Raw genomic sequence first — 21,089 nt, forward strand, 5'->3', positions numbered from 1 at the left:
TACCCGAAACTCGATGGTATGTAAGGGAATGAAAGCATAGAATACAAAAGATGCAGTAAATTTAGGAAAGGAAAGTGCAATTAACGCAATGCGAGCTCAATCAATTATTTATTTATTCTTTAAGCGGATTGCTGACATTATTTTGTCACTAATTGCGCTAATCCTTCTTAGTCCGATTTTCTTATTGATTGTCGCACTGTATAAATTTGCTGACCCCCAACAATCAATTTTTTATAAACAAATGCGCGTTGGGAAAAATCATAAAATGTTTTATATTTACAAATTTCGTTCAATGATTCCCAATGCTGATGAAGTTTTACATGCGAATAAGGAATTGTACGCTAAATTTGTGGCGAATGGTTATAAGTTACCCACAGAAGAAGATCCCCGGATTACCAAGTTCGGTGCGTGGTTACGGAAGTCGTCGGTCGATGAAATTCCACAATTTATTAATATTCTAAAGGGTGAAATGAGTGTCGTTGGCCCACGACCAATCGTGGAAGATGAACTAGTTGAATATCATACCGAGGAACGGGTGGCTATGTTTTTATCCGTGAAACCTGGAGCGATGGGACTATGGCAAGCAAGCGGTCGGAGTAATATTGAATACCCTGAACGTGCTGATTTAGAGCTAAGCTATGTTGAGGCAGCCTCGCTTGGATTTGATATAAAAATCATGTTTATGACAATCTTTTCAATTATTAAAAGTGATGGTGCATTCTAAAAAAACAATTAGCAAAGGTGATTTTGTTAGCTACTATTTGTTTTAGGTGGTATAGTAAAACTCGTTTATTTTTTGATTATAAAATTGAAAGTTGAGAATAAGTTTTGGCTGAAGAACGTAAATTAAAGGTTCGTGCACGTTATGTCACGAAGCAATATGACTTATTAGTCAAAAAGTCAGATAAAGTTAAAGCACTCTTTAATCCATTTAGTAATGGTCTCCAAAGTTTCTGGTCATTAAAGGGAATCAGTTTTGATGTTTATGAAGGCGAAACAATTGGTCTTATCGGGGTTAATGGTTCTGGTAAATCAACGCTTTCAAACATTATTAGTGGGATTATCCCACCAACTTCTGGTGAACTTGAAGTTAATGGTGAAACTTCAATCATTGCGATTGGGGCCGGCTTGCGTGGTCAATTGACGGGACGTGAAAACATCCACTTGAAATCATTGATGATGGGGATGACTAATTCCGAGATTGCGCAACATATGGAAGATGTGATTAACTTTGCTGATTTGGGCGATTTTATTGACCAACCGGTTAAGAGTTACTCATCAGGGATGAAGTCACGACTTGGTTTTTCAATCGCGGCCTATGATGATCCTGATATTTTAATTATTGATGAAGCTTTGTCAGTTGGTGATGAAACCTTCTATCAAAAAGCACTTGATAAGATGGTCGAATTCCGTGAACAAGGTAAGACAATCTTTTTCGTTTCTCACGTGATGTCACAAGTGGAAATGTTCACTGATAAAACAGCGTGGATTCAGTACGGTGAATTAAAGGAATTTGGACCAACTGCAGAAGTCCTTGCGCACTATAAGGAATGGAATTCTTGGTTTAAGAAGCTTCCTAAGTCTGAAAAGGGCGAATATCAAGCCGCACAAAAGGAATTACAAAAAGAATTTACAGTTGAACAATTACGCAAGAATATTGAAAATGATCCCGAGCATGATTATTCAGCAACGGATGCTAAAATATTGACGGCTAGCGCTATTTCTGGTGATAAAATGCCAGCAACAACGTTGGTATTGTGGACTGCGCTCACTGTACTTTGGTTTGTAGTTGCGTACATGACATTCCATTAATTGACGAAGGGAAACGATTGTTTTGAAAGAATTATTTGAAATTATAAAAGAGCACTTGAGTCACATGGGAATTATCATGCGACTTGCTCGTTATGAAGATAAAGCCAATAACCAAGGTAACTATCTTGGGATGCTATGGCAATTTTTGAATCCAGCGTTCCAAGTTGGGACTTATTACTTGGTTTTCGGTTTAGGATTGAAGAGCAATGGTGATCCTGAAGCAGGGGTACCATATATTGTGTGGATGTTGTTTGGACTTTCAACTTGGTTCTTCATGAATGGTTCATTTATGGCCGGTATTTCTAGTATCACTAGTAAAGTTGCCATGGTTTCTAAGATGAAATTTCCAATTAGTATCTTACCAACTGTGCGCTACGTGAGTGAATTAACTTCATTCTGGGCGATGATGGCAATTTCATTTGTATCAATGTTGGTAGCAGGTGTGCCAATTACAACGCACATTTTGCAATTCTTCTATTACTTCTTTGCAATGACAGCTTTGATGTTTGTCTTCGGGATTTTCAATGCAACAATTAACGTGTTGATTCCTGATTACAAGATGTTGATGACTTCAGTGATGCGTTTGCTGTTCTGGGCATCTGGTGCCATTTGGAATATTAGTCAATTGCCACCTAAGATTGCGGATGTTATCAAGTTAAACCCATTCTTCTACGTGGTTAACGGGATGCGTGATTCATTCTTATCACAATCTTGGTTCTGGTCAGCAGACCGAATCCAATATACCATAATGTTCTGGGCATTTGTGGTTGGTTTAGGCTTAGTTGGTAGCCACCTTCACATGAAGTTCCGTTCACGATTTATTGATTTTATTTAATATTAGTAACGCCGCTGGATATCATATTCAGTGGCGTTTTTTTGTTGTATTTCGTCTGACGTGGGATTGAATAAAATTGGCCACTGCGTTAGTTAGACATATGCTCAAACTCGCGAAAAACAGGTACCAACTATGGGCCACAGTGGCATGAAAAAACACTGACAATAGAACCTCAGTAATTCGATGAGTGAAAAGTACAGAAATGAGAATCCCACGCTAGAACAAATAGAGTAAGTTTTTGCTATATGCATCGTTACTAGGAGCGGGGATTCTGCAAATTAAAGTATTCAGTCTTTTGTTGGCGAATTTCTGCTAAAATTGAACTAAATTAAAAATTAACTGAGTTAGACACGTATATTATTAATAAGGGGGTCACGAAATGCAGGCTGAAATTATTGCAGTGGGCACAGAAATACTGTTGGGACAGATTACAGACACGAACAGTCCGCTAGTTGCGCGCGAACTAGTGGCATTGGATATTGATACGCATTTTCAAACGGTGGTCGGTGATAATGAGGAGCGGTTGCTGAGTGCCCTTGAAATTGCTAGTCAACGAGCTGATTTGATTATTACGATTGGTGGTTTAGGGCCAACCCCTGACGACTTATCTAAGCAAACAGTAGCCAAATTTGTCGACCAAAATTTAGCCGTTAATCAAGCAGCAATGGATAAAATCGAAGCATGGCACGCGGAAACTGGTCGTCCCATGGCTGAAAACAATCGCCTCCAAGCATTGTATTTGGCAGCCGGGATTGCACTTCCCAATGAACCCGGTTTTGCCGTGGGTAGTTTTTATAAAAATCCCAATGGTCCGGACGTGTTGCTGTTACCGGGGCCACCTTGGGAATTGGAACCAATGTTATTAAAATACGCAGTACCGTTGTTGCAACAACAATATCATCATGAAGGAACTTTGTTGTCGCGGGTTTTACGTTTTTACGGAATTGGTGAGTCACGGCTAGTAACCAAGTTAGCTACCTTAATTGATCAACAAACAAATCCAACGATGGCACCATATGCCAAAGCACATGAGGTGACATTGCGGTTAACGGCGCATGCCGTGGATGAGGCAAATGCAACTAAATTACTCGATGAGATGGAAGCTCAAGTGTTGGCAATTGTTGGTGAGTATTTCTACGCCTATGGTGATGATAGTTCGCTAGTCGAAACAGTGGGAAAGTTACTAATTGATGGTGGCGTAACCATCAGTGCAGCCGAAAGTTTAACGGCGGGGATGTTTCAAAGTACGTTAGCTGATGTAATGGGGATTTCAGCAGTCTTTCCAGGTGGTTTTGTCACGTATGCACCAACTGCAAAAGAACAACTTGTTGGGGTGTCACCGGCGACAGTGGATCAATACGGTGTCGTAAGCGAACAAACAGCTAAAGCAATGGCCGCTGGAACCCGCGAAAAGTTGGATACAGACATTGCAATCAGTTTCACCGGGGTCGCGTCAGGGGAACTTGAAGGGCAGCCAGCTGGAACAGTTTGGATTGGCTTGGCAACCCGCAATCGGGCATCAGAAGCGTATTTGTACCACTTTGGTAGTGATCGCCAGCGTAATCGTGAGCGCGCCGTGATGGCAGGTTTAGATATTGTTCGGCGAAAATTATTGCAGTTACCAATGGTAAAAAACATTTAAACGTTTGTTCGATTATACTTGCAATTTGCCGAACGTACCGGTAATATAATAGATATAGAAATGCAAAAGAACTAGGAGGAACCATTCTTGGCAGATGAACGTAAAGCAGCCCTTGATGCTGCACTTAAAAAAATTGAAAAAAGTTTTGGTAAAGGTTCAATTATGCGTCTGGGTGAAAATGCTCAAACCCAAGTTGAAACTGTGCCAACTGGATCATTAAAGCTTGATATTGCATTAGGTGTTGGTGGCTATCCTAAGGGTCGGATTATTGAAGTGTATGGTCCAGAATCTTCAGGTAAGACGACTTTGGCTTTGCACGCTGTAGCTGAAATTCAAAAAGCTGGTGGTACTGCAGCTTATATTGATGCTGAAAACGCCATGGACTCTAAGTATGCTGCTAATTTGGGTGTTAACATCGATGAATTATTGTTGTCACAACCGGATACTGGGGAACAAGGATTGGAAATTGCCGATGCCTTGGTTTCATCAGGAGCAATTGATATTTTAGTTGTCGATTCAGTAGCAGCTTTAGTACCCCGCGCTGAAATCGAAGGTGAAATGGGTGATGCTCACGTTGGTTTGCAAGCTCGTTTGATGTCACAAGCACTGCGTAAGCTTTCTGGTTCAATTAGCAAGACTGGAACGATTGCTATTTTCATCAACCAAATTCGTGAAAAAGTTGGGGTGATGTTTGGTAATCCAGAAACTACCCCTGGTGGTCGGGCATTGAAGTTCTATGCCACAATCCGTTTGGAAGTTCGTCGTTCTACTCAAATTAAAGACGGTACTGACGTTATTGGGAACAACACAAAAATTAAAGTCGTTAAGAACAAGGTAGCGCCTCCATTCAAGGTTGTTGAAACTGACATCATGTATGGTGAAGGTATTTCACAAACTGGTGAAATGATTGACTTGGCTGTTGATAAAGATATTGTTGATAAGTCTGGTTCATGGTTTGCATACAACGGTGAACGAATTGGTCAAGGGCGTGAAAACGTTAAGAAGTATCTTGATGCAGAAGAACATGCAGCAATGCGTGAAGACATTTATGCACGTGTCCGTGGTGCATATGGAATTGGTGACGTGGTTGAAGAAGTCACTGATGCCACTGCCGCTGTTGAAGAACCTGCGTCAACTGATTTGTTTGAAGAAGAATAAGCAACAAATTAATACAAGCCGGGCAATAGTCCGGCTTTTTTGATACCACGAGAAAGATAAATTTAGTTATTTTTTAAGTAATAAAATATTCATTATCAGCCGGAATATGCAGTATAAATGGTATAATTTAGAAATGAATTTATTACAAGAAAGTGTGGTAACTGCCAAATTGACAGTTGCGAATACGTTAAAAGGGGACGTGGATTAATGACAGTTAAAATTGATGGAAAAGCAATTGCCACAAAAGTTAAAGCTGAGGTTGCAGTTGAAGTTGAAAAGTTGATGGATTTGGGTGTGACACCTGGGTTAGCAGTTGTGTTAGTGGGCGAAGATCCAGCTTCACAAATCTATGTTCGTAACAAGCAACGAGCTGCTGAAAAGTTAGGCATTGATTCGCAAACAATTAACATGCCAGCTGATACTACTGAAGCTACCTTGTTGGCAAAAATTGCCGAATTGAATGCTGATCCAGCGATTGATGCCATTTTGGTACAATCACCCGTGCCAGCGCAAATTAACGAAAGCCGGATTCAAGAAGCCATTTTACCAAGTAAAGACGTTGATGGATTCCACGCATATAACATCGGTGCGTTGTTTGCCAATAAACATCAATATTACCCTGTAGCTAACACTCCTCGTGGAATCATGACGTTATTAGCAGAATACGATATTGATGTTGCGGGTAAGCAAGCCTTAGTAATCGGACGTTCAATTTTGGTAGGCCGACCAATGATGGCGATGTTAAATAATGCAAACGCCACAGTTACTTTGGCACACCGGTTTACTCAAAATTTAGATGATCTGCTAGCGACGGCTGACATTGTCGTGGTTGCGGTTGGCATTCCTAATTTTGTACAACCAGATAATTTGAAAAAAGGTGCCGTGGTGATTGATGTGGGTATTAATCGTATGGATGATGGTAGCCTTGTTGGTGACGTGGCTGAAGATGTACACGAACAAACTAGTTACATTACCCCAGTGCCAGGTGGCGTTGGTCCAATGACGATTGCGACATTAATGCAAACGACAGTTGAATTGGCAAAGTCACACATGAAGATTGAAAACGAAGGCTAAGCGATGGTGGAACAGCAATATTTAACGGTGAGCGCGCTCACGAGTTATTTAAAACGAAAATTTGATGCTGATCCGTACTTGGATCGGGTTTATTTAACCGGTGAAATTTCAAACTGGCGCCAACGACCAAACCATCAATATTTCAACTTGAAGGATAATGATGCTAAAATTAGTGTCACAATGTTCAAAGGAGCCTTTCAAAAAATTAAATTTCAACCTGAAGAGGGAATGAAAGTTTTAGTGACTGGTCGCGTTTCTTTATATGAACCCCAAGGAACATATCAAATTATTATTGATTCCATGCAACCAGATGGGGTCGGTGATTTATATAAGGCGTACGAACAATTAAAAAATAAACTGAGTGCTGAGGGATTATTTGATCGATTCAAGCAACCCTTACCAAGATTTCCAAAGCGTATTGCCGTAATCACTTCACCAAGTGGTGCGGTAATTCGGGATATTATCACGACGACACAACGGCGCTACCCAATTGCACAATTAGTTTTGTTTCCAACAATTGTACAGGGTGACAAATCAGCAGCCGATATTGTGAAGCGATTGCAACAAGTCAACGCCTTGGATTTTGACACGGTTATTATCGGCCGTGGTGGTGGCTCGATTGAAGACTTATGGCCATTCAACGAAGAAAAAGTTGCCCACGCGATTGCAGATATGCAGATTCCAGTGATTAGTTCAGTCGGACACGAAACAGATACAACGATTGCTGATTTGGTTGCCGATGTCCGTGCAGCGACACCGACTGCAGCTGCTGAATTAGCGACACCACGTTTGGACGAAGAGTTGTTGCACATTCAGGAATTACAAAACCGGCTACGCAATGCAATGGAAAGCCGGGTAAAATACGCTACGCAACTGGTTAATAAGCAGCTTGCGTCATATGTATTCACACAACCTAATCGTCTGTATGATGGTTATGTTCAACGAGTGGATCGTGCTAGTGAACAATTGTTGCATGCAATGCAACGGCAATTTAGTGTCAAGCAACAAGCATATGCCCTGTTAGCACAACGGTTGCCACTGACCAATTATCAACAAAAAATCCACCAATCAGTGGAACACATTCAAACTTTGGAGGCTCGACTGCAACGGGCTTATGCCAATTTATTGCAGGTTAAGCGCCAACAAATGGCAAAGACTGCGAATGCTTTGAATCTTGTGTCACCACTGACTATTTTAGGACGTGGTTATAGCCTAGTACAGGTTGATGATAAGGTTGTGAAAACCGTTGCTGATTTGCAAGTAGCCGATGAAATTACCATTCGGATACTTGATGGGACTGTGACTGCAAACGTAATTGATATAAAAAAGGAATAAAAAAATGCCAGCAAAAAAGAAGAACTTTGAAGAAAATTTAAGTGACTTAGAAGCGATTGTTTCACAATTAGAACGTGGCGATGTACCTTTGGAAGAAGCCTTAACACAATTTCAAACTGGGGTTAAGTTGAGTCAAGAACTCCAAAAGACACTTGGTGACGCTGAAAAAACTTTAACCAAGATGATGAATGAAGATGGACAAGAAGTTCCGTTTGATACGAATGCTAATGAGTAAGAGTGGAAGTAATAAATTATGACGCAAAACTATCGAGATTTTTATGATGAATACGTGCCCTTGATTTCAAAACAAATGGCGACTGACTTGGCGACTTTAGATGCCCCAGCAGTGCTCAAGGAAGCAATGTTATATTCAATTAACGCTGGTGGTAAACGGTTACGGCCACTAATGACGTTGGCAATTTACCACGCATTCGGTCACACAATTGATACGTCAATTATTCGAGTAGCTAGCGCTTTGGAATTAGTTCACACATACTCATTGATTCACGATGACTTGCCTGCAATGGACAATGATGATTTGCGTCGCGGATTACCAACTAGCCACAAACGATTTGGTGAAGCGAATGCTATCTTGGCCGGGGATGCACTGTTAACACAAGCATTTGTCTGGTTAGCGAATAATCAATTACCAGCCACAGTTCAAGTGCAATTAGTTCGTCAATTGGCAGTAGCTGCTGGCGCGACTGGAATGGTGGGTGGCCAAGTTGAAGATATGCTTGGCGCACAAAAGACGTATGATTTAAGCGAATTACAACAAGTGCATAATCGAAAAACGGGTGCTTTATTGAGTTATGCTACACAGGCTGGGGCGTTAATGGCGCAAGTTGATGTAGCAATTGTGAAGCAACTTGGTGAGTTTGGACAAGTGTACGGGTTAGCATTTCAAATCCAAGATGACTTGTTAGACGTCACGGACAACACCGATTTTGAACGTAATACTTATCCAAAACTATTAGGTCTCGATGGTGCAAAAGCAGCGCTTCAAACCAATGTAGAGCATGCGCGCCAAATCATCGAACAAATTGCAGCGACAGTTACTTTTGACCATGAATTAGTAAGTGGTTTCTTAAGTTATTTTGAAAGGAAAAATTAATGGCTGATAAAGAACGTGTCGATATTCTTCTAGTACAACAAGGTTTATTCGATACTCGTGAACAAGCTAAACGGGCAATTATGGCAGGACAAATCCTTGGTGCCAATGAAGAACGTTTGGACAAACCTGGGGTTAAAATCCCTGTAACCACTGAATTACACATGAAGGGTGCCCCAATGCCTTACGTTTCACGTGGTGGGTTTAAGCTTGAAAAAGCACTGCAAGCATTTAATATCAATGTGACTGGTAAAACAGTGTTAGATATTGGATCATCAACAGGTGGGTTCACCGATGTAGTCCTCCAAAATGGGGCCAAAATGTCATATGCATTAGATGTGGGTACCAATCAATTAGCATGGAAATTACGTTCAGATGAACGGGTAGTGGTAATGGAAAATACTAATTTCCGTTATTCAAAATTAGGTGACTTCACGGCAGGACAACCAAACTTTGCGACGATTGATGTGTCATTTATTTCATTACATTTAATTTTGCCACCATTGCGCGATATTATTGCTGAAAACGGTGAAGTGGTTGCATTGATTAAACCTCAATTTGAAGCCGGACGGGAAAATGTTGGGAAGCATGGGATTGTGCGTGACCAATCGGTTCATAAGATGGTCTTAACAGATATCATCGCTTTCGCTGTTAAAAGTGGTTACACTGTTGAAAATCTTGATTTTTCACCAATTAAAGGTGGAGAAGGTAATATTGAATTTTTAGTACATTTACGGGCAACGCAAACACCAAGCATTACGCCAGGGGTAGATATTGAAGCCACCCAACTTGCTGCTTATGACCAATTGAACCGTAAGGATATGCCAAATAAAGAGGTCTAGCTATGAAAAAAAGTGAACGGCACCGTTTGATTCGGCAGTTAATTATGCAGCAGACATTTTCGCGACAGGAAGAACTAGTTAGCGCGTTGGAAGTTGCTACTGATGAAAAATTTACCCAAGCAACAATTAGTCGAGACGTTAAAGAAATGCACCTGGTTAAGGCACGGATTAGCGATGGAACATATCGTTATGAAGTTTCTCAAGCCGGTGAAATGCTTGGAGAAAGTCGGTTGTCGCGGCTATTACGTAATAACATCCAGTCAATGGCGGTTCAAAATTCAATGATTATGCTGCAAGTTGTCCCAGGGTCTGGGGCGGTATTGGGAAACTTGTTGGATACGATGGCTTATGACGATGTCTTCGGCACGCTCAGTGATGATGCTAAAGTCATGATTTTCATGAAAGACGGGCGCGATGGACGTCGATTTGCTGCCAAACTACGTGATTTATTGTAATTAATAAGGATGATAACCGGGCATCTTTAAGCATTGTAAATAATAAGGAGGTGCAGTGATGCTGCGCGAACTTTCAATTGATAATTTCGCTATTATTCCACACTTGAATGTTGATTTTAGCACTGGAATGACGGTACTTTCTGGTGAAACTGGAGCCGGTAAATCAATAATTATTGATGCCGTGGGCTTATTAGCTGGCGGTCGTGGCTCACAAGAATTTATTCGGACGGGGAGTGATAAAGCTATTTTGCAAGCAGCTTTTGAACTCAATCAAGAAAATAATTTGACCCTCCAAATGCTTGATCAGTTGGGGATTGAACATAGTGATGGTCAGCTGATATTGCAACGTGAAATTCAACGCAGTGGTCGCAATGTCATCCGAATTAATGGTATTTTGGCTAATTTAGCAACGTTAAAACAAGTTGGCGAAACGTTAGTCGATATTCATGGGCAAAACGAACACCAAGAACTGATGCAGCCTGAAAAACATCTCGGTATGTTGGATGAATACGCAACTAAGCAAATCAGCGCATTACTGAGCGCATATCAAGCCAAATATCAGGCCTACCAAAAAGTATTAGCAGCGGTAAAAAAGAAGCAAGCTAACGAACAAGAATGGGCGCAACGGTTAGATATGCTGAAATTCCAAGTTGAAGAGTTGGAAAATGCAGAACTGGTAGCTGGTGAAGAAGCTGAATTGATGGCGGAACGGGATCGTTTGAATAACTTTCAAAAAATCGTTGAGGCGCTTGAAGCAACCAATGCGAATTTGAATGGGGATGAAGATCAAGGCGCTTTGGACAGTGTTGGTGAAGCAATGAATGTGATGCAATCAATTGAGAACATTGACGACCAATACCGTGAAATAAGTGAAGCGATTGCTAGTGCATTTTATGCTTTACAAGAAGCTGCTAATGACGCTGTGCGCCAAAGTGATTTACTTGAATACGATGAAGGCCGACTAAACGAAATCGAAACGCGGCTTGAACAACTCCACCAATTAGAACGCAAGTATGGTGATTCAGTAGAAGTTATGATGACCTATCTAGATAAAATTAAGCAAGAATATCTGGAAATGCAGACTGCTAATGCCGATGGCTCGGAGTTGGAACAACAATTAGCAACATTGACGGCTGATTTACAGCAAGCGGGTCAGAAACTTTCACAAGTAAGACAAACACAAGGTGAAAAGCTAGCCGGTGCAATTCATGAACAACTTAAAGATTTGTACATGGATAAAGCAGTCTTCTCCGTTTATTTTAAGCCAACAACTAATTTCTTTCCTACAGGAATAGATGACGTTGAATTTTATATTCAAACTAATCCTGGTGAAGATGCCAAACCACTAGCCAAGATTGCTTCTGGTGGTGAGTTATCACGAATGATGCTGGCAATGAAAACTATTTTTGCCCAATCACAAGGGATTACCGCCATCATTTTTGATGAAGTGGATACAGGGGTGTCAGGTCGCGTTGCACAAGCAATTGCGGAAAAGATTGCCGATATAGCTAGCTACTCGCAAGTTCTAACTATTACACATTTACCACAAGTTGCGGCAATGGCTGATCAACACTTCTTTATTGAAAAGAAAATCATCGGAAAACGTACTGAAACATCACTGACCGTACTTGAAGATGATCAACGAGCACAAGAAATTGCGCGGATGTTGAGTGGGACTGAAGTGACAGAATTAGCACTGGCTAATGCGGAAGAACTATTAAAATTAGCACGCGCGCGAAAGGAATCTCACCATGCATAAATTAGTAGCAATGTTCAAATTGGAACCAATGGTTAAGTTAAATGACCTCTGGCGCGTGGCATACCGTAATGGTTACGATAAGCCACGGATTTTAAAACGGATGTCAATGTATGAAATGCTATGGTTTGTGGTTTGGGCGACATTTACCTTTTTAACAATTAAGGGTGATTTAGCGTATTTTGGAATGGCCATGTTGATTGCATGGCTTTGGTGGTTCTACTATGGACCAATCGTTTCGATTATTGATACTGATTCTGGCAGAATTCGGCGGCTATCACGCAAGGACTACCGTCAGTATCGCTTGCAGTTCCGAGGCAAGGTTGCGTTTCCAACTTATGAAGAAGTTGGTATTAGTCCAGAAGAAAAAATCCCCAACCGTAAAAACTAGCGATTATCAACGTTTTCGTCGTTATGTCTAAGACCGTTTGCCGGTGGTCATGCAGGTATAGCCACGGGAGGCGCGTGCGTGCTACATTAACTAGTGCGAATCGCAAAAGGTACAATTATGGGAATAGATGTGGTATACTAATTCCTGTTAGCAAAAGAGTTTAAGATTTCTTTTGATAGAAAGCTTGACTTTGGCGCCTAAATATTATATGATATTTTCTGTTGAGAAAACAAAGCAGGAGCACCCGCTTCTCGCCTCAGTGATAAATACGTCGCTAGGCTAGATATTCTTAAAACCATGATGAATGATTTTATGAGCGGGTTTACGTATAGCAATGTACGTGAACCCTCTTTTGTTTTCAAGCAAATAAACTTTTGGAGGACAAAGCCATAGCACAAGCTCGACCACAACAAGATTTGGTAAATGACAAGATTCGCGCACGTGAAGTTCGGTTGATCACAGATGATGGTGACAAGGGTGTTTTACCTACGTCAGAAGCATTACAAATGGCAATCAATCAAGATATGGACTTAGTATTGGTACAAGCCACTGCTAAGCCACCTGTTGCGAAGATCATGGACTACGGTAAGTTCAAGTTCGACGCACAAAAACGTCAACGTGAAGCTCGCAAGAATCAAAAAATTGTGACTGTCAAAGAAGTACGTCTTTCACCAGTGATTGATGAAAATGACTTCAACACCCGTTTGAAGGCAGCGATTAAGTTCTTGGGTCAAGGTAACAAAGTTAAAGCGTCAATTCGCTTTAAGGGACGTGCCATCACCCACAAAGAAATTGGTCGTGCGGTCTTAGATCGGTTGGCTGAAGCCACTAAAGATATCGCCAAGGTTGAACAACGCGCTAAGATGGACGGTCGTAGCATGTTCTTGGTTCTTGCGCCAAAAGAAAACAACAAGTAGAGTTGCGTCTACAAGTTAAAAAAGAAAGCTATTAAATTATTCGGAGGAATTCTATTATGCCTAAGCAAAAGACACACCGCGCTTCAGCAAAGCGTTTCAAGAAGACTGCCAACGGTGGCTTGAAGTCAGCTAATGCCTTCACTTCACACCGTTTCCACGGTAAGACTAAGAAGCAACGTCGTCAACTTCGTGGTACTTCAATGATGAACCACACTACTTTGAAGACATACAACAAGTTGCTCTCAAACATCTAATTTACTTTAGATAAAAAGTAGCTTTATAACGAAACGTAAAAAACATAGATATTCTAGGAGGAACTTCCCATGCGTGTTAAGGGTGGAACAGTGACGCGTGCTCGTCGCAAAAAAATGATCAAGTTGGCCAAGGGTTACCGTGGACAACGTCACATCAACTTTAAGGTTGCTAAGCAATCAGTAATGCAATCATACTACTATGCATTCCGCGATCGTAAGAAGACTAAGTCTAACTTCCGTAAGCTTTGGATTGCTCGTATCAACGCTGCTGCTCGTATGAACGGTTTGTCATACAGCAAGTTGATGCACGGTTTGACTCTTGCAGGTTCAACTTTGAACCGTAAGATGCTTGCTGACCTTGCAGTAACTGATGAAGCTTCATTTACCAAATTAGCTGACATGGCTAAGAAGGCACTTGAAACTAAGTAATTAGTATATGACTGAGAGTTGTGGTTAATGTTTTCATTAACCGCAGCTCTTTTCTTTTGCCATTAAACGATAGACCACAGTGGCATGGAAAAAACACTGACAATAGAACCCCAGTAATTCGATGATTGAAAAGTACGGAAACGACAAGCCACGCTAGAATAAATAGAACCAATACTTTCGCAACCGAGGGTGCCCACTTCATGCTAAAATAGTAGTTGAGTTGGACTTAATTAACCAAAAACTGGAATGGGGTATTTATTATGAGTAAAGAAACTGTTTTTGAAAACCTGAAAAATTTTGTGACCCGTGATTCACGTGTACGCGCGATTGGTACTACTACAACCGCTGCGGTTGATTTAGATGTAACTTTGTTTGTCACACAAATGAGTTTATTTAAAAATACAGACTGGTTGAACTTTCTCGGTGATTATAAATTTACTGAAACAAAGTTGAGTCAAGAAGACACTGAACCTGCTCATTTAAAAATGTTATTTGACGATGGTACTGAGGTTGTGCTCCACATTGCCCCAACTTTTGAAAAACGATTCTTTGTTAAAAATGCTCATAATCAAATATTAGCTGATAAGGATGCTGCGAAGTAATGTCACGTGATGATATTTGGCAGCAATTACAAGCTATCGTGACCGCTGACCCGCACATTCGAGCACTGGGACTTGAGGGTTCACTCAGCAACCCAATAAGCGTGGCTGATGAACGTAGTGATATTGATGCAACGGTATTTGTAGATGTGATGGCTCGCTTTAGTCCGGAGTGGTTTGATCAATTTGGCCCGGTTATTATTGTGCAGTCCTTCATGGATACTAGTCTTTTTCATGAGAGTGGTACAGCGTGGCAAGTGGAATTAATGCGTTTGCAAAACGGGGTACGCTTGGATTTAAAAATTGCACCAGTAGCGGACATTACTGAGTACTTGGCTAGCGATAGTCTAAATCAATTAGTATTGAATAAAGATGGTGAACTTGGCCGTCCTAGTTCTGAACGTGACTTTATCACAAATGAGCCCTCTGAGACTGAATTTAACGAAACGCTCAATGAATTTTATTGGCAAGCTGGTAATATCAGTAAGGGACTCAAACGGAAACAATTGATTTATGCCAATGAAATGTTCAATCAGCATTTACGCCCTGAAATGTTACGTGTTTTAGCTTGGCAGATTAGTCGCCAGTCGGATTGGGAAATCAATCTAGGATTTGAATATAAATATTTAGGCGCCTATATTGCGCTTAGCGACCTGCAAATGCTGAACGCGACTTATGTCCAAGATTCCATATCACACACTCATCACAGCCTGTATGTGGCATTAAAACTCATGGGACGCTTGGCGCGGACCTTTGCGGGACAGCAAAACTGGCAATTACCGGTATTTGTTGCTCGGGTCGAACAAGAACTCGGGGTGGCTGCTAGTGAAACCGATGAAAATAAACTATAATAGGTAAGATAACGTAATTAGAACAAAAGGACAGAAATTAATGCTAAATAAATTTGCCCCAACTTGGATGGTGGACGTTGCTTATAAGGTCACACCGGAACAGTTGAAAGCACACGGAATAAAAGCGGTGCTTTCAGACTTAGATAATACTTTGATTGCTTGGAATAACCCAGAGGGTACACCTGAGTTGCGCGCCTGGATGGACGCACTTGCGCAGGCTGAAATTCCATTGGTGGTAGTTTCAAACAACTCCCACGATCGAATTAGCCGGGCGGTAGCCCCACTAGGATTACAATTTGTTTCACGGGCATTTAAGCCATTAACACGTGGAATTAATCAAGCCGTCAAAGATCTCGGGTTAACAAAGGACGAAGTAGTCATGGTTGGTGATCAACTAATGACTGATATTTGGGCTTCTAACAATGCCGGCGTTCGCAGTATCTTAGTGAAGCCTTTGTTGGAAACTGATCAATGGAACACACGAATTAACCGTTTTATTGAAAAACCTGTTAAGAAGGGGATGCTTAAAGGCAACCCAGAATTGAAGTGGATGGATAATATTAATGACTGATGAAGAAATTCAAACTGCACTCGCTGAAGGCATTCACTGTATCGGCTGTGGTGCACTGATTCAAACAACTGAAAAAGGCGCTCTTGGTTTCACGCCAATGAGTGCATTGAAAAAAGGCTTAGAAGCTGAAGAAGTATATTGCCAACGTTGTTTCCGTTTGCGTCACTATAACGAAATCCAACCAGTTTCATTGACGGATGACGATTTCCGTCGTTTGCTTGGTCAAATCGCCGACACAGACTCATTGATTGTCTACGTCGTTGATATTTTTGACTTTACCGGTTCATTGATTCCTGGTTTACACCGTTTCGTCGGTAGCAATCCAGTGCTTTTGGTTGGTAACAAAGCCGACATTATGCCAAGTTCATTGAAGCGTACGAAATTGACGGATTGGATGCGTCAACAAGCGAATATCAATGGGATCCGTCCGGTTGATGTGACGCTAGTTTCTGCAAATAAAGCCCATGGTATCGATACGTTACTTGCCAAGATTGATAAGTACCGTAAGGGTCGTGACGTTTACGTGGTTGGGGTTACTAATGTTGGTAAATCAACATTGATTAACGAAATCATTAAGTCAAAAACTGGTATTCGTGACTTGATTACAACGTCACGTTTCCCTGGAACGACTTTGGACAAGATTGAAATTCCTTTCGATGATAATTCAAACATGATTGACACCCCAGGAATTATTCACCAAGATCAAATGGCGCATTATTTAAGTGCCAAGGAATTGAAATTTGTTTCACCACAAAAGGAAGTTAAACCAGCTATTTATCAATTAAATGAAGGCCAAACTTTATTCCTAGCTGGCTTGGCACGTTTTGATTTTGTGCAAGGTGAACGCAATTCATTTATTGGTTATTTTGAAAATAACTTAATGATTCACCGGACGAAGTTGGAAAATGCCGATGCGTTTTATGCTAAGCATGTCGGTGAATTATTAGCCCCACCAACTAGTGATGAAGTGACCGAATTCCCTGAACTACAACGTCATGAATTCCGGACAACTGTTAAGTCTGACATTATCTTTAATGGCCTCGGTTGGGTGACAGTTCCAGCTAACGTAACAGTTGCTGGTTGGGCACCTAAGGGCGTTTCTGTGATGGTTCGTGCCGCAATGGTTTAATCATTGCGTTTTAAAATTGAAAGAGAGTATTAATAAAATATGTCTGATTTACGTGGAAAACAAAAACACTATTTACGTGCCCAAGCGCACAACATGACTCCAATTTTCTCAGTTGGTAAGAATGGTTTATCAAAAATTTGGTTGGATCAATTAACGGATGCAATTGAAAAACGCGAACTTTTTAAGATTTCAATTCAACAAACGGCTGATGTCGATGTTGATGATGTGAAGAAGTATGTGGAAAATAATTCACGGATTGAAATTGTACAAACAATTGGTCGGACGCTCGTCTTGTACAAGCGTTCTGACAATCCAGAAAATCGTGAATTTTCAACCGAAGTAGAAGCAATCTAGTTTAGATTGCGATGTTTGTACCTCCGAACTGTGATTCAGAAAGATTAATATAATCGGACGGCAAATTAGGAGAGCAGATTGCATGAAATGGGGTGAGCCTGTGTTAACGACTGTCTTAGATAAAAAATCAGCGACGCAAGTATTAACTGAAATGACCATTAACCAGCCAAAGAAGCGTGTTGGAATTATGGGTGGAACTTTTAATCCGATTCACAATGGGCATTTAATTATGGCTGATCAAGTGGGTACTCAGTTAGGCTTAGACAAAGTATTATTTATGCCTAATGCTACGCCGCCACATGTTGATCTAAAAAAAGCAATTGATGGTCGTACGCGGGCGCGGTTAATTCGCCGGGCAATCACGGGTAATCCGCTGTTTGACTTAGAGACTTTAGAGTTACAACGGGGCGGAAAAAGCTATTCATACAACACGCTGTTAGCATTGACGCAACTACACCCGGATGTGGAATATTATTTTATCATTGGGGCAGATGAGGTTGAATATTTGCCAACTTGGTATCGCATTGATGACTTATTGCAATTGACGACTTTTGTCGCGGTGAAGCGTAAGGGGCATGAACAATTATCACGGTACCCAGTAATTTGGGTGGACTCACCAATGATTGAAATTTCCTCAACAGACATTCGCCGGCGCATCAAATACGGTCAATCAATTCGTTACTTGGTACCAGAAGCTGTTGAAGATTACATTAAGGAGCATAAGTTATATCAAGATGACAAAAAAGATTGAGTATTCTAACCGCTATTTTGCGGGAAATCATGAAGCATTAGTTGCTAAATTACGTGGCGCTTTATCGGATTTTCGTTTTGAACATGTGCTCCGTGTAGAAGCTAAAGCCCTAGAATTTGCTGAACATTTAGGTGTTAAGGATTTTGAACAAGTTTCTGTGGCGGCGTTAGTGCACGACTATGCTAAGGAACGATCAGCTGAGGAGTTTCAACAGGTGATTGTCGCTAAACATCTTGATCCTGATTTATTAAATTGGGGGAATGCTATCTGGCATGGTGTTGTTGGCGCAGAAATGATTCACGATGAGTTACAGGTGACAGACGAAGACATTTTAAATGCTGTTCGCCGCCACACGACTGGGGATGTGTTTATGACAACTTTAGACAAAATTATTTACATGGCTGACTACATTGAAGACGGACGGGATTTCCCGGGTGTTGATGAAGTACGGGAAGTTACTTTTAATAATATTGACGAAGGTGTTGCATGGCAGACCGGTCATACGTTAAACTACTTAATGGCGAAACAAGCGTTGATTTACCCAAAAACTATTTTGACGTACAATGCTTGGGTCGCACAAAAATAAATTTAGAGAAAATAATTGTGATATTGCGCTGACTGAAAGTTAATCAATTTTGCGATTAGAGGAAGATACACCATGGATTCAAAACAAATGTTAGAAATCGCCGTTAAAGCTGCCGACGACAAGCGCGCTGAAAATATCGTAGCCCTTGATGTTCAATCAGTTTCACTTTTATCAGATTACTTTGTAATTATGAACGCACCATCAAAGCGTCAAGTGAAGGCGATTGTTGACGAAATTGAAGACAAGATGAATGAAAACGGCGTGTTCGTTAAGCAAATCGAAGGTAAAGCCGAAGGTACTTGGGTATTGATGGACTTTACTGACATTATTATTCACGTCTTTGACGAAGAAACACGTGATCACTACAACTTGGAAAAGCTTTGGGGCGATGCACCTTATGCAGACGTTTCAGCTTACATCACTGAGGGCTAGTAATCATGGCTAACTACCAAACTTTCGCCAAGTTATACGATGACTTGTTCGATAGTGAAATGTACTTGCAATGGCGTGATTACGTATTAGCGCAAGTGCCTAACAAGGATGGTGAGTTGCTGGAATTAGCTGGTGGTGCTGGTCGTTTGGCCGTATTACTTGCTAAGGAAGGTTACCATGTGTCAGTTTTTGACCTGTCACCAGAAATGTTGGCGTTGGCAATGAAGCACGCGCAAGAAGCTAATGTTGAGTTGCCTTTGATTGAAGGGGACATGACAGAATGGTCAGACCTACCTAATAAGTATGCGACGATTACTTCGTTTGCAGATTCATTTAATTACTTGCCAAATGAAGCTGCAATGCAAGCGACATTCCAACAAGTTTATGATCATTTGGAAACGGACGGTCAATTCTTGTTTGATGTCATTTCACCATATCAGACGGATGAAGTGTATCCAGGTTATATGTATAACTGGCATGATGATGAAACGGCCTTTATGTGGTCATCATTTGAAGATGATCAGCCACACTCAGTTGAACACGAATTAACATTCTTCGTCTACCAAGAGGATATTGACGGCTACCGTCAAATCCAAGAATTCCACCACGAACGCACGTATGAGTTGCCTGTTTACCAACAATTGTTGGCCAACGTTGGTTTCAAGAATGTGCAAGTAACGGCAGAATTTGGTACCGAAGCAGTTAATGAAACAACGACGCGTTGGTTCTTTAGTGCTACTAAGTAAAAACTTTGAAAAGGCTCAAGTCATTTGTGGCTTGAGCCTTTTGTACATATTTAACAAAAAGTGAGATGGAGAACTAGGGAATGGCAGAGTTATCATTTGTGGCGTTGGACTTTGAGTTTGGCATGAATTTACCAACGCGGACTTCAATTATTGAAGTTGGTCTACAAAAAGTTGAAATGGGCGAGTTCACCGCTAATCGACAATGGTTGGTTAATCCAGAGTCCGATATTGATGCCTACGCCTCTGATAATATCCATGGTATCTATCCGAGTGACGTGGCATTTGCGCCAACATTTGCGGAAATCTGGCCCCAAATCGTTAAGTTTATCGGTGACTTACCAATTGTGGTCCATGATGTGGCGAATGAACGCCATGCCATTATCACGAACGCTAAATTTTATGATTTACAACTCAAACCGCTGCGCTTCATTGATACGTTCAAGCTAGCCCCGAATATGTGGCCAGGAGCAACCCGGTACGGTTTGAACGCGTTAGCTGAGCGATTGCACCTTTCAACCGATGGCGAGCACTCAGCGCTTGTCGATGCGCAATTAAGCGCTAAAGTTTTATTGGCAATTGCTGATGAACTTAATCTAGATAATTTGGTAGCGTTATTAGAACGCTTAGGTTTTGATGATTTTGGAATTATTGATGTCAATGGTGGTAAGCCATTGAAGCAACCAGTAACGCAATTGAGCCCGCGTGAGTTAGAGGAATGGCTAGTGCCTAACAGCCAAGCCCCTGAAAATTTATTTAAAAATCAGACGGTTTTGGTTAGTGGGCAATTTCAGAAAATTAATAAGCATGATTTACAACAAGCAATTGCTCAACGGGGTGGGCTGGTACAGAAGCGTCCCAAGGCTGTGGCTAACAAAACCGATGTAGTTATTTTCAGTGATGAGGCGAAAGCCAAGCAAAGTAAAAAGTTTGTCGACGCAGTTTATGCCAAACATCATGGACGTAGTGATTTGTATTTGATGAGTGAAAGCGAACTGAACAAGTTTCTGGGGTTATAGTCTGAGATTTTAGCTTTTCATTTGGCTCCGAATAGGGTAAACT

Annotated in this window: 26 protein-coding genes and 1 other annotated feature; all 26 genes read left to right on the forward strand. The window is 41.1% G+C overall.

The annotated features are described in order from the left end of the window. Positions 1 to 88 precede the first annotated feature (88 nt). The 26 genes from EQG49_RS09885 to EQG49_RS10010 all read left to right on the forward strand — a co-directional run bounded on the left by EQG49_RS09885 (position 89) and on the right by EQG49_RS10010 (position 21,046). Positions 89 to 724 (forward strand): sugar transferase, encoded by a 636-nt coding sequence (locus EQG49_RS09885; RefSeq protein ID WP_133363823.1) that lies wholly within the window; start codon positions 89 to 91, stop codon positions 722 to 724. Positions 725 to 828: 104 nt separating this feature from the next. Then, complete coding sequence (locus tag EQG49_RS09890) at positions 829 to 1,812, forward strand: ABC transporter ATP-binding protein (RefSeq protein ID WP_133363824.1); 984 nt, start codon at positions 829 to 831, stop codon at positions 1,810 to 1,812. A 22-nt stretch (positions 1,813 to 1,834) separates the two neighbouring features. Further along, positions 1,835 to 2,647: an ABC transporter permease gene (locus EQG49_RS09895; protein ID WP_133363825.1), complete on the forward strand. Its 813-nt coding sequence runs from the start codon at positions 1,835 to 1,837 to the stop codon at positions 2,645 to 2,647. Positions 2,648 to 3,026: 379 nt separating this feature from the next. Further along, a complete protein-coding gene (locus EQG49_RS09900) occupies positions 3,027 to 4,289 on the forward strand; it encodes a competence/damage-inducible protein A (RefSeq protein WP_133363826.1) in 1,263 nt (420 codons plus the stop codon). A gap of 87 nt (positions 4,290 to 4,376) precedes the next feature. Then, positions 4,377 to 5,447 carry a recombinase RecA gene (recA, locus tag EQG49_RS09905; RefSeq protein WP_133363827.1) on the forward strand — a complete coding sequence of 357 codons (1,071 nt, stop codon included), beginning with the start codon at positions 4,377 to 4,379 and terminating at the stop codon, positions 5,445 to 5,447. A gap of 207 nt (positions 5,448 to 5,654) precedes the next feature. Further along, entirely contained in the window at positions 5,655 to 6,521 is an 867-nt protein-coding gene (locus EQG49_RS09910; RefSeq protein ID WP_133363828.1) for a bifunctional 5,10-methylenetetrahydrofolate dehydrogenase/5,10-methenyltetrahydrofolate cyclohydrolase, read from the forward strand. A gap of 3 nt (positions 6,522 to 6,524) precedes the next feature. Continuing rightward, positions 6,525 to 7,856, forward strand: coding sequence for an exodeoxyribonuclease VII large subunit (gene xseA, locus EQG49_RS09915; RefSeq protein ID WP_133363829.1), 1,332 nt, complete (start codon positions 6,525 to 6,527; stop codon positions 7,854 to 7,856). 4 nt (positions 7,857 to 7,860) lie between these two features. Continuing rightward, positions 7,861 to 8,091, forward strand: a complete 231-nt coding sequence (locus tag EQG49_RS09920; protein ID WP_133363830.1) for an exodeoxyribonuclease VII small subunit — start codon at positions 7,861 to 7,863, stop codon at positions 8,089 to 8,091. A gap of 18 nt (positions 8,092 to 8,109) precedes the next feature. Beyond that, the gene (locus tag EQG49_RS09925; RefSeq protein ID WP_133363831.1) at positions 8,110 to 8,970 is read left to right on the forward strand and encodes a polyprenyl synthetase family protein; all 861 of its coding nucleotides are present in this window, start codon (positions 8,110 to 8,112) and stop codon (positions 8,968 to 8,970) included. Continuing rightward, on the forward strand, positions 8,970 to 9,809 hold the full coding sequence (locus EQG49_RS09930) for a TlyA family RNA methyltransferase (RefSeq protein WP_133363832.1): 840 nt from the start codon (positions 8,970 to 8,972) through the stop codon (positions 9,807 to 9,809). Before EQG49_RS09925 ends, EQG49_RS09930 begins: the two co-directional genes overlap by 1 nt. A 2-nt stretch (positions 9,810 to 9,811) precedes the next feature. Continuing rightward, positions 9,812 to 10,264 carry an arginine repressor gene (locus EQG49_RS09935; protein ID WP_133363833.1) on the forward strand — a complete coding sequence of 151 codons (453 nt, stop codon included), beginning with the start codon at positions 9,812 to 9,814 and terminating at the stop codon, positions 10,262 to 10,264. A 58-nt stretch (positions 10,265 to 10,322) separates the two neighbouring features. Next, complete coding sequence (gene recN / locus EQG49_RS09940) at positions 10,323 to 12,023, forward strand: DNA repair protein RecN (RefSeq protein ID WP_133363834.1); 1,701 nt, start codon at positions 10,323 to 10,325, stop codon at positions 12,021 to 12,023. Then, a complete protein-coding gene (locus EQG49_RS09945) occupies positions 12,016 to 12,411 on the forward strand; it encodes a hypothetical protein (protein WP_133363835.1) in 396 nt (131 codons plus the stop codon). The genes recN and EQG49_RS09945 overlap by 8 nt, the downstream gene beginning before the upstream one ends. A 226-nt stretch (positions 12,412 to 12,637) precedes the next feature. Next, positions 12,638 to 12,775, forward strand: a sequence feature (ribosomal protein L20 leader region). A gap of 52 nt (positions 12,776 to 12,827) precedes the next feature. After that, a complete protein-coding gene (infC, locus tag EQG49_RS09950; protein ID WP_133364575.1) occupies positions 12,828 to 13,328 on the forward strand; it encodes a translation initiation factor IF-3 in 501 nt (166 codons plus the stop codon). 56 nt (positions 13,329 to 13,384) lie between these two features. Next, positions 13,385 to 13,582: a 50S ribosomal protein L35 gene (gene rpmI, locus EQG49_RS09955; RefSeq protein ID WP_133363836.1), complete on the forward strand. Its 198-nt coding sequence runs from the start codon at positions 13,385 to 13,387 to the stop codon at positions 13,580 to 13,582. Positions 13,583 to 13,651: 69 nt separating this feature from the next. Beyond that, complete coding sequence (gene rplT, locus EQG49_RS09960; RefSeq protein ID WP_133363837.1) at positions 13,652 to 14,011, forward strand: 50S ribosomal protein L20; 360 nt, start codon at positions 13,652 to 13,654, stop codon at positions 14,009 to 14,011. 260 nt (positions 14,012 to 14,271) lie between these two features. Then, entirely contained in the window at positions 14,272 to 14,613 is a 342-nt protein-coding gene (locus tag EQG49_RS09965; protein WP_133363838.1) for an aminoglycoside 6-adenylyltransferase, read from the forward strand. Further along, complete coding sequence (locus EQG49_RS09970) at positions 14,613 to 15,461, forward strand: aminoglycoside 6-adenylyltransferase (RefSeq protein WP_133363839.1); 849 nt, start codon at positions 14,613 to 14,615, stop codon at positions 15,459 to 15,461. The genes EQG49_RS09965 and EQG49_RS09970 overlap by 1 nt, the downstream gene beginning before the upstream one ends. Before the next feature lie 40 nt (positions 15,462 to 15,501). Continuing rightward, positions 15,502 to 16,032 carry a YqeG family HAD IIIA-type phosphatase gene (locus tag EQG49_RS09975; RefSeq protein ID WP_133363840.1) on the forward strand — a complete coding sequence of 177 codons (531 nt, stop codon included), beginning with the start codon at positions 15,502 to 15,504 and terminating at the stop codon, positions 16,030 to 16,032. After that, positions 16,025 to 17,161: a ribosome biogenesis GTPase YqeH gene (yqeH, locus tag EQG49_RS09980; RefSeq protein ID WP_133363841.1), complete on the forward strand. Its 1,137-nt coding sequence runs from the start codon at positions 16,025 to 16,027 to the stop codon at positions 17,159 to 17,161. Before EQG49_RS09975 ends, yqeH begins: the two co-directional genes overlap by 8 nt. Before the next feature lie 39 nt (positions 17,162 to 17,200). Then, positions 17,201 to 17,515 carry a YhbY family RNA-binding protein gene (locus EQG49_RS09985; RefSeq protein ID WP_133363842.1) on the forward strand — a complete coding sequence of 105 codons (315 nt, stop codon included), beginning with the start codon at positions 17,201 to 17,203 and terminating at the stop codon, positions 17,513 to 17,515. A gap of 82 nt (positions 17,516 to 17,597) precedes the next feature. After that, on the forward strand, positions 17,598 to 18,266 hold the full coding sequence (locus EQG49_RS09990) for a nicotinate-nucleotide adenylyltransferase (protein ID WP_133363843.1): 669 nt from the start codon (positions 17,598 to 17,600) through the stop codon (positions 18,264 to 18,266). Further along, positions 18,250 to 18,852, forward strand: coding sequence for a bis(5'-nucleosyl)-tetraphosphatase (symmetrical) YqeK (yqeK, locus tag EQG49_RS09995; protein ID WP_133363844.1), 603 nt, complete (start codon positions 18,250 to 18,252; stop codon positions 18,850 to 18,852). The genes EQG49_RS09990 and yqeK overlap by 17 nt, the downstream gene beginning before the upstream one ends. Positions 18,853 to 18,924: 72 nt before the next feature. After that, a complete protein-coding gene (rsfS, locus tag EQG49_RS10000) occupies positions 18,925 to 19,284 on the forward strand; it encodes a ribosome silencing factor (protein ID WP_133363845.1) in 360 nt (119 codons plus the stop codon). A 5-nt stretch (positions 19,285 to 19,289) separates the two neighbouring features. Then, entirely contained in the window at positions 19,290 to 20,030 is a 741-nt protein-coding gene (locus EQG49_RS10005) for a class I SAM-dependent DNA methyltransferase (protein WP_133363846.1), read from the forward strand. Positions 20,031 to 20,110: 80 nt separating this feature from the next. Beyond that, positions 20,111 to 21,046 carry an exonuclease domain-containing protein gene (locus tag EQG49_RS10010; protein ID WP_133363847.1) on the forward strand — a complete coding sequence of 312 codons (936 nt, stop codon included), beginning with the start codon at positions 20,111 to 20,113 and terminating at the stop codon, positions 21,044 to 21,046. Positions 21,047 to 21,089 lie beyond the last annotated feature (43 nt).

The organism is Periweissella cryptocerci (genome assembly GCF_004358325.1).
GTDB classification, from domain to species: Bacteria; Bacillota; Bacilli; order Lactobacillales; family Lactobacillaceae; genus Periweissella; species Periweissella cryptocerci.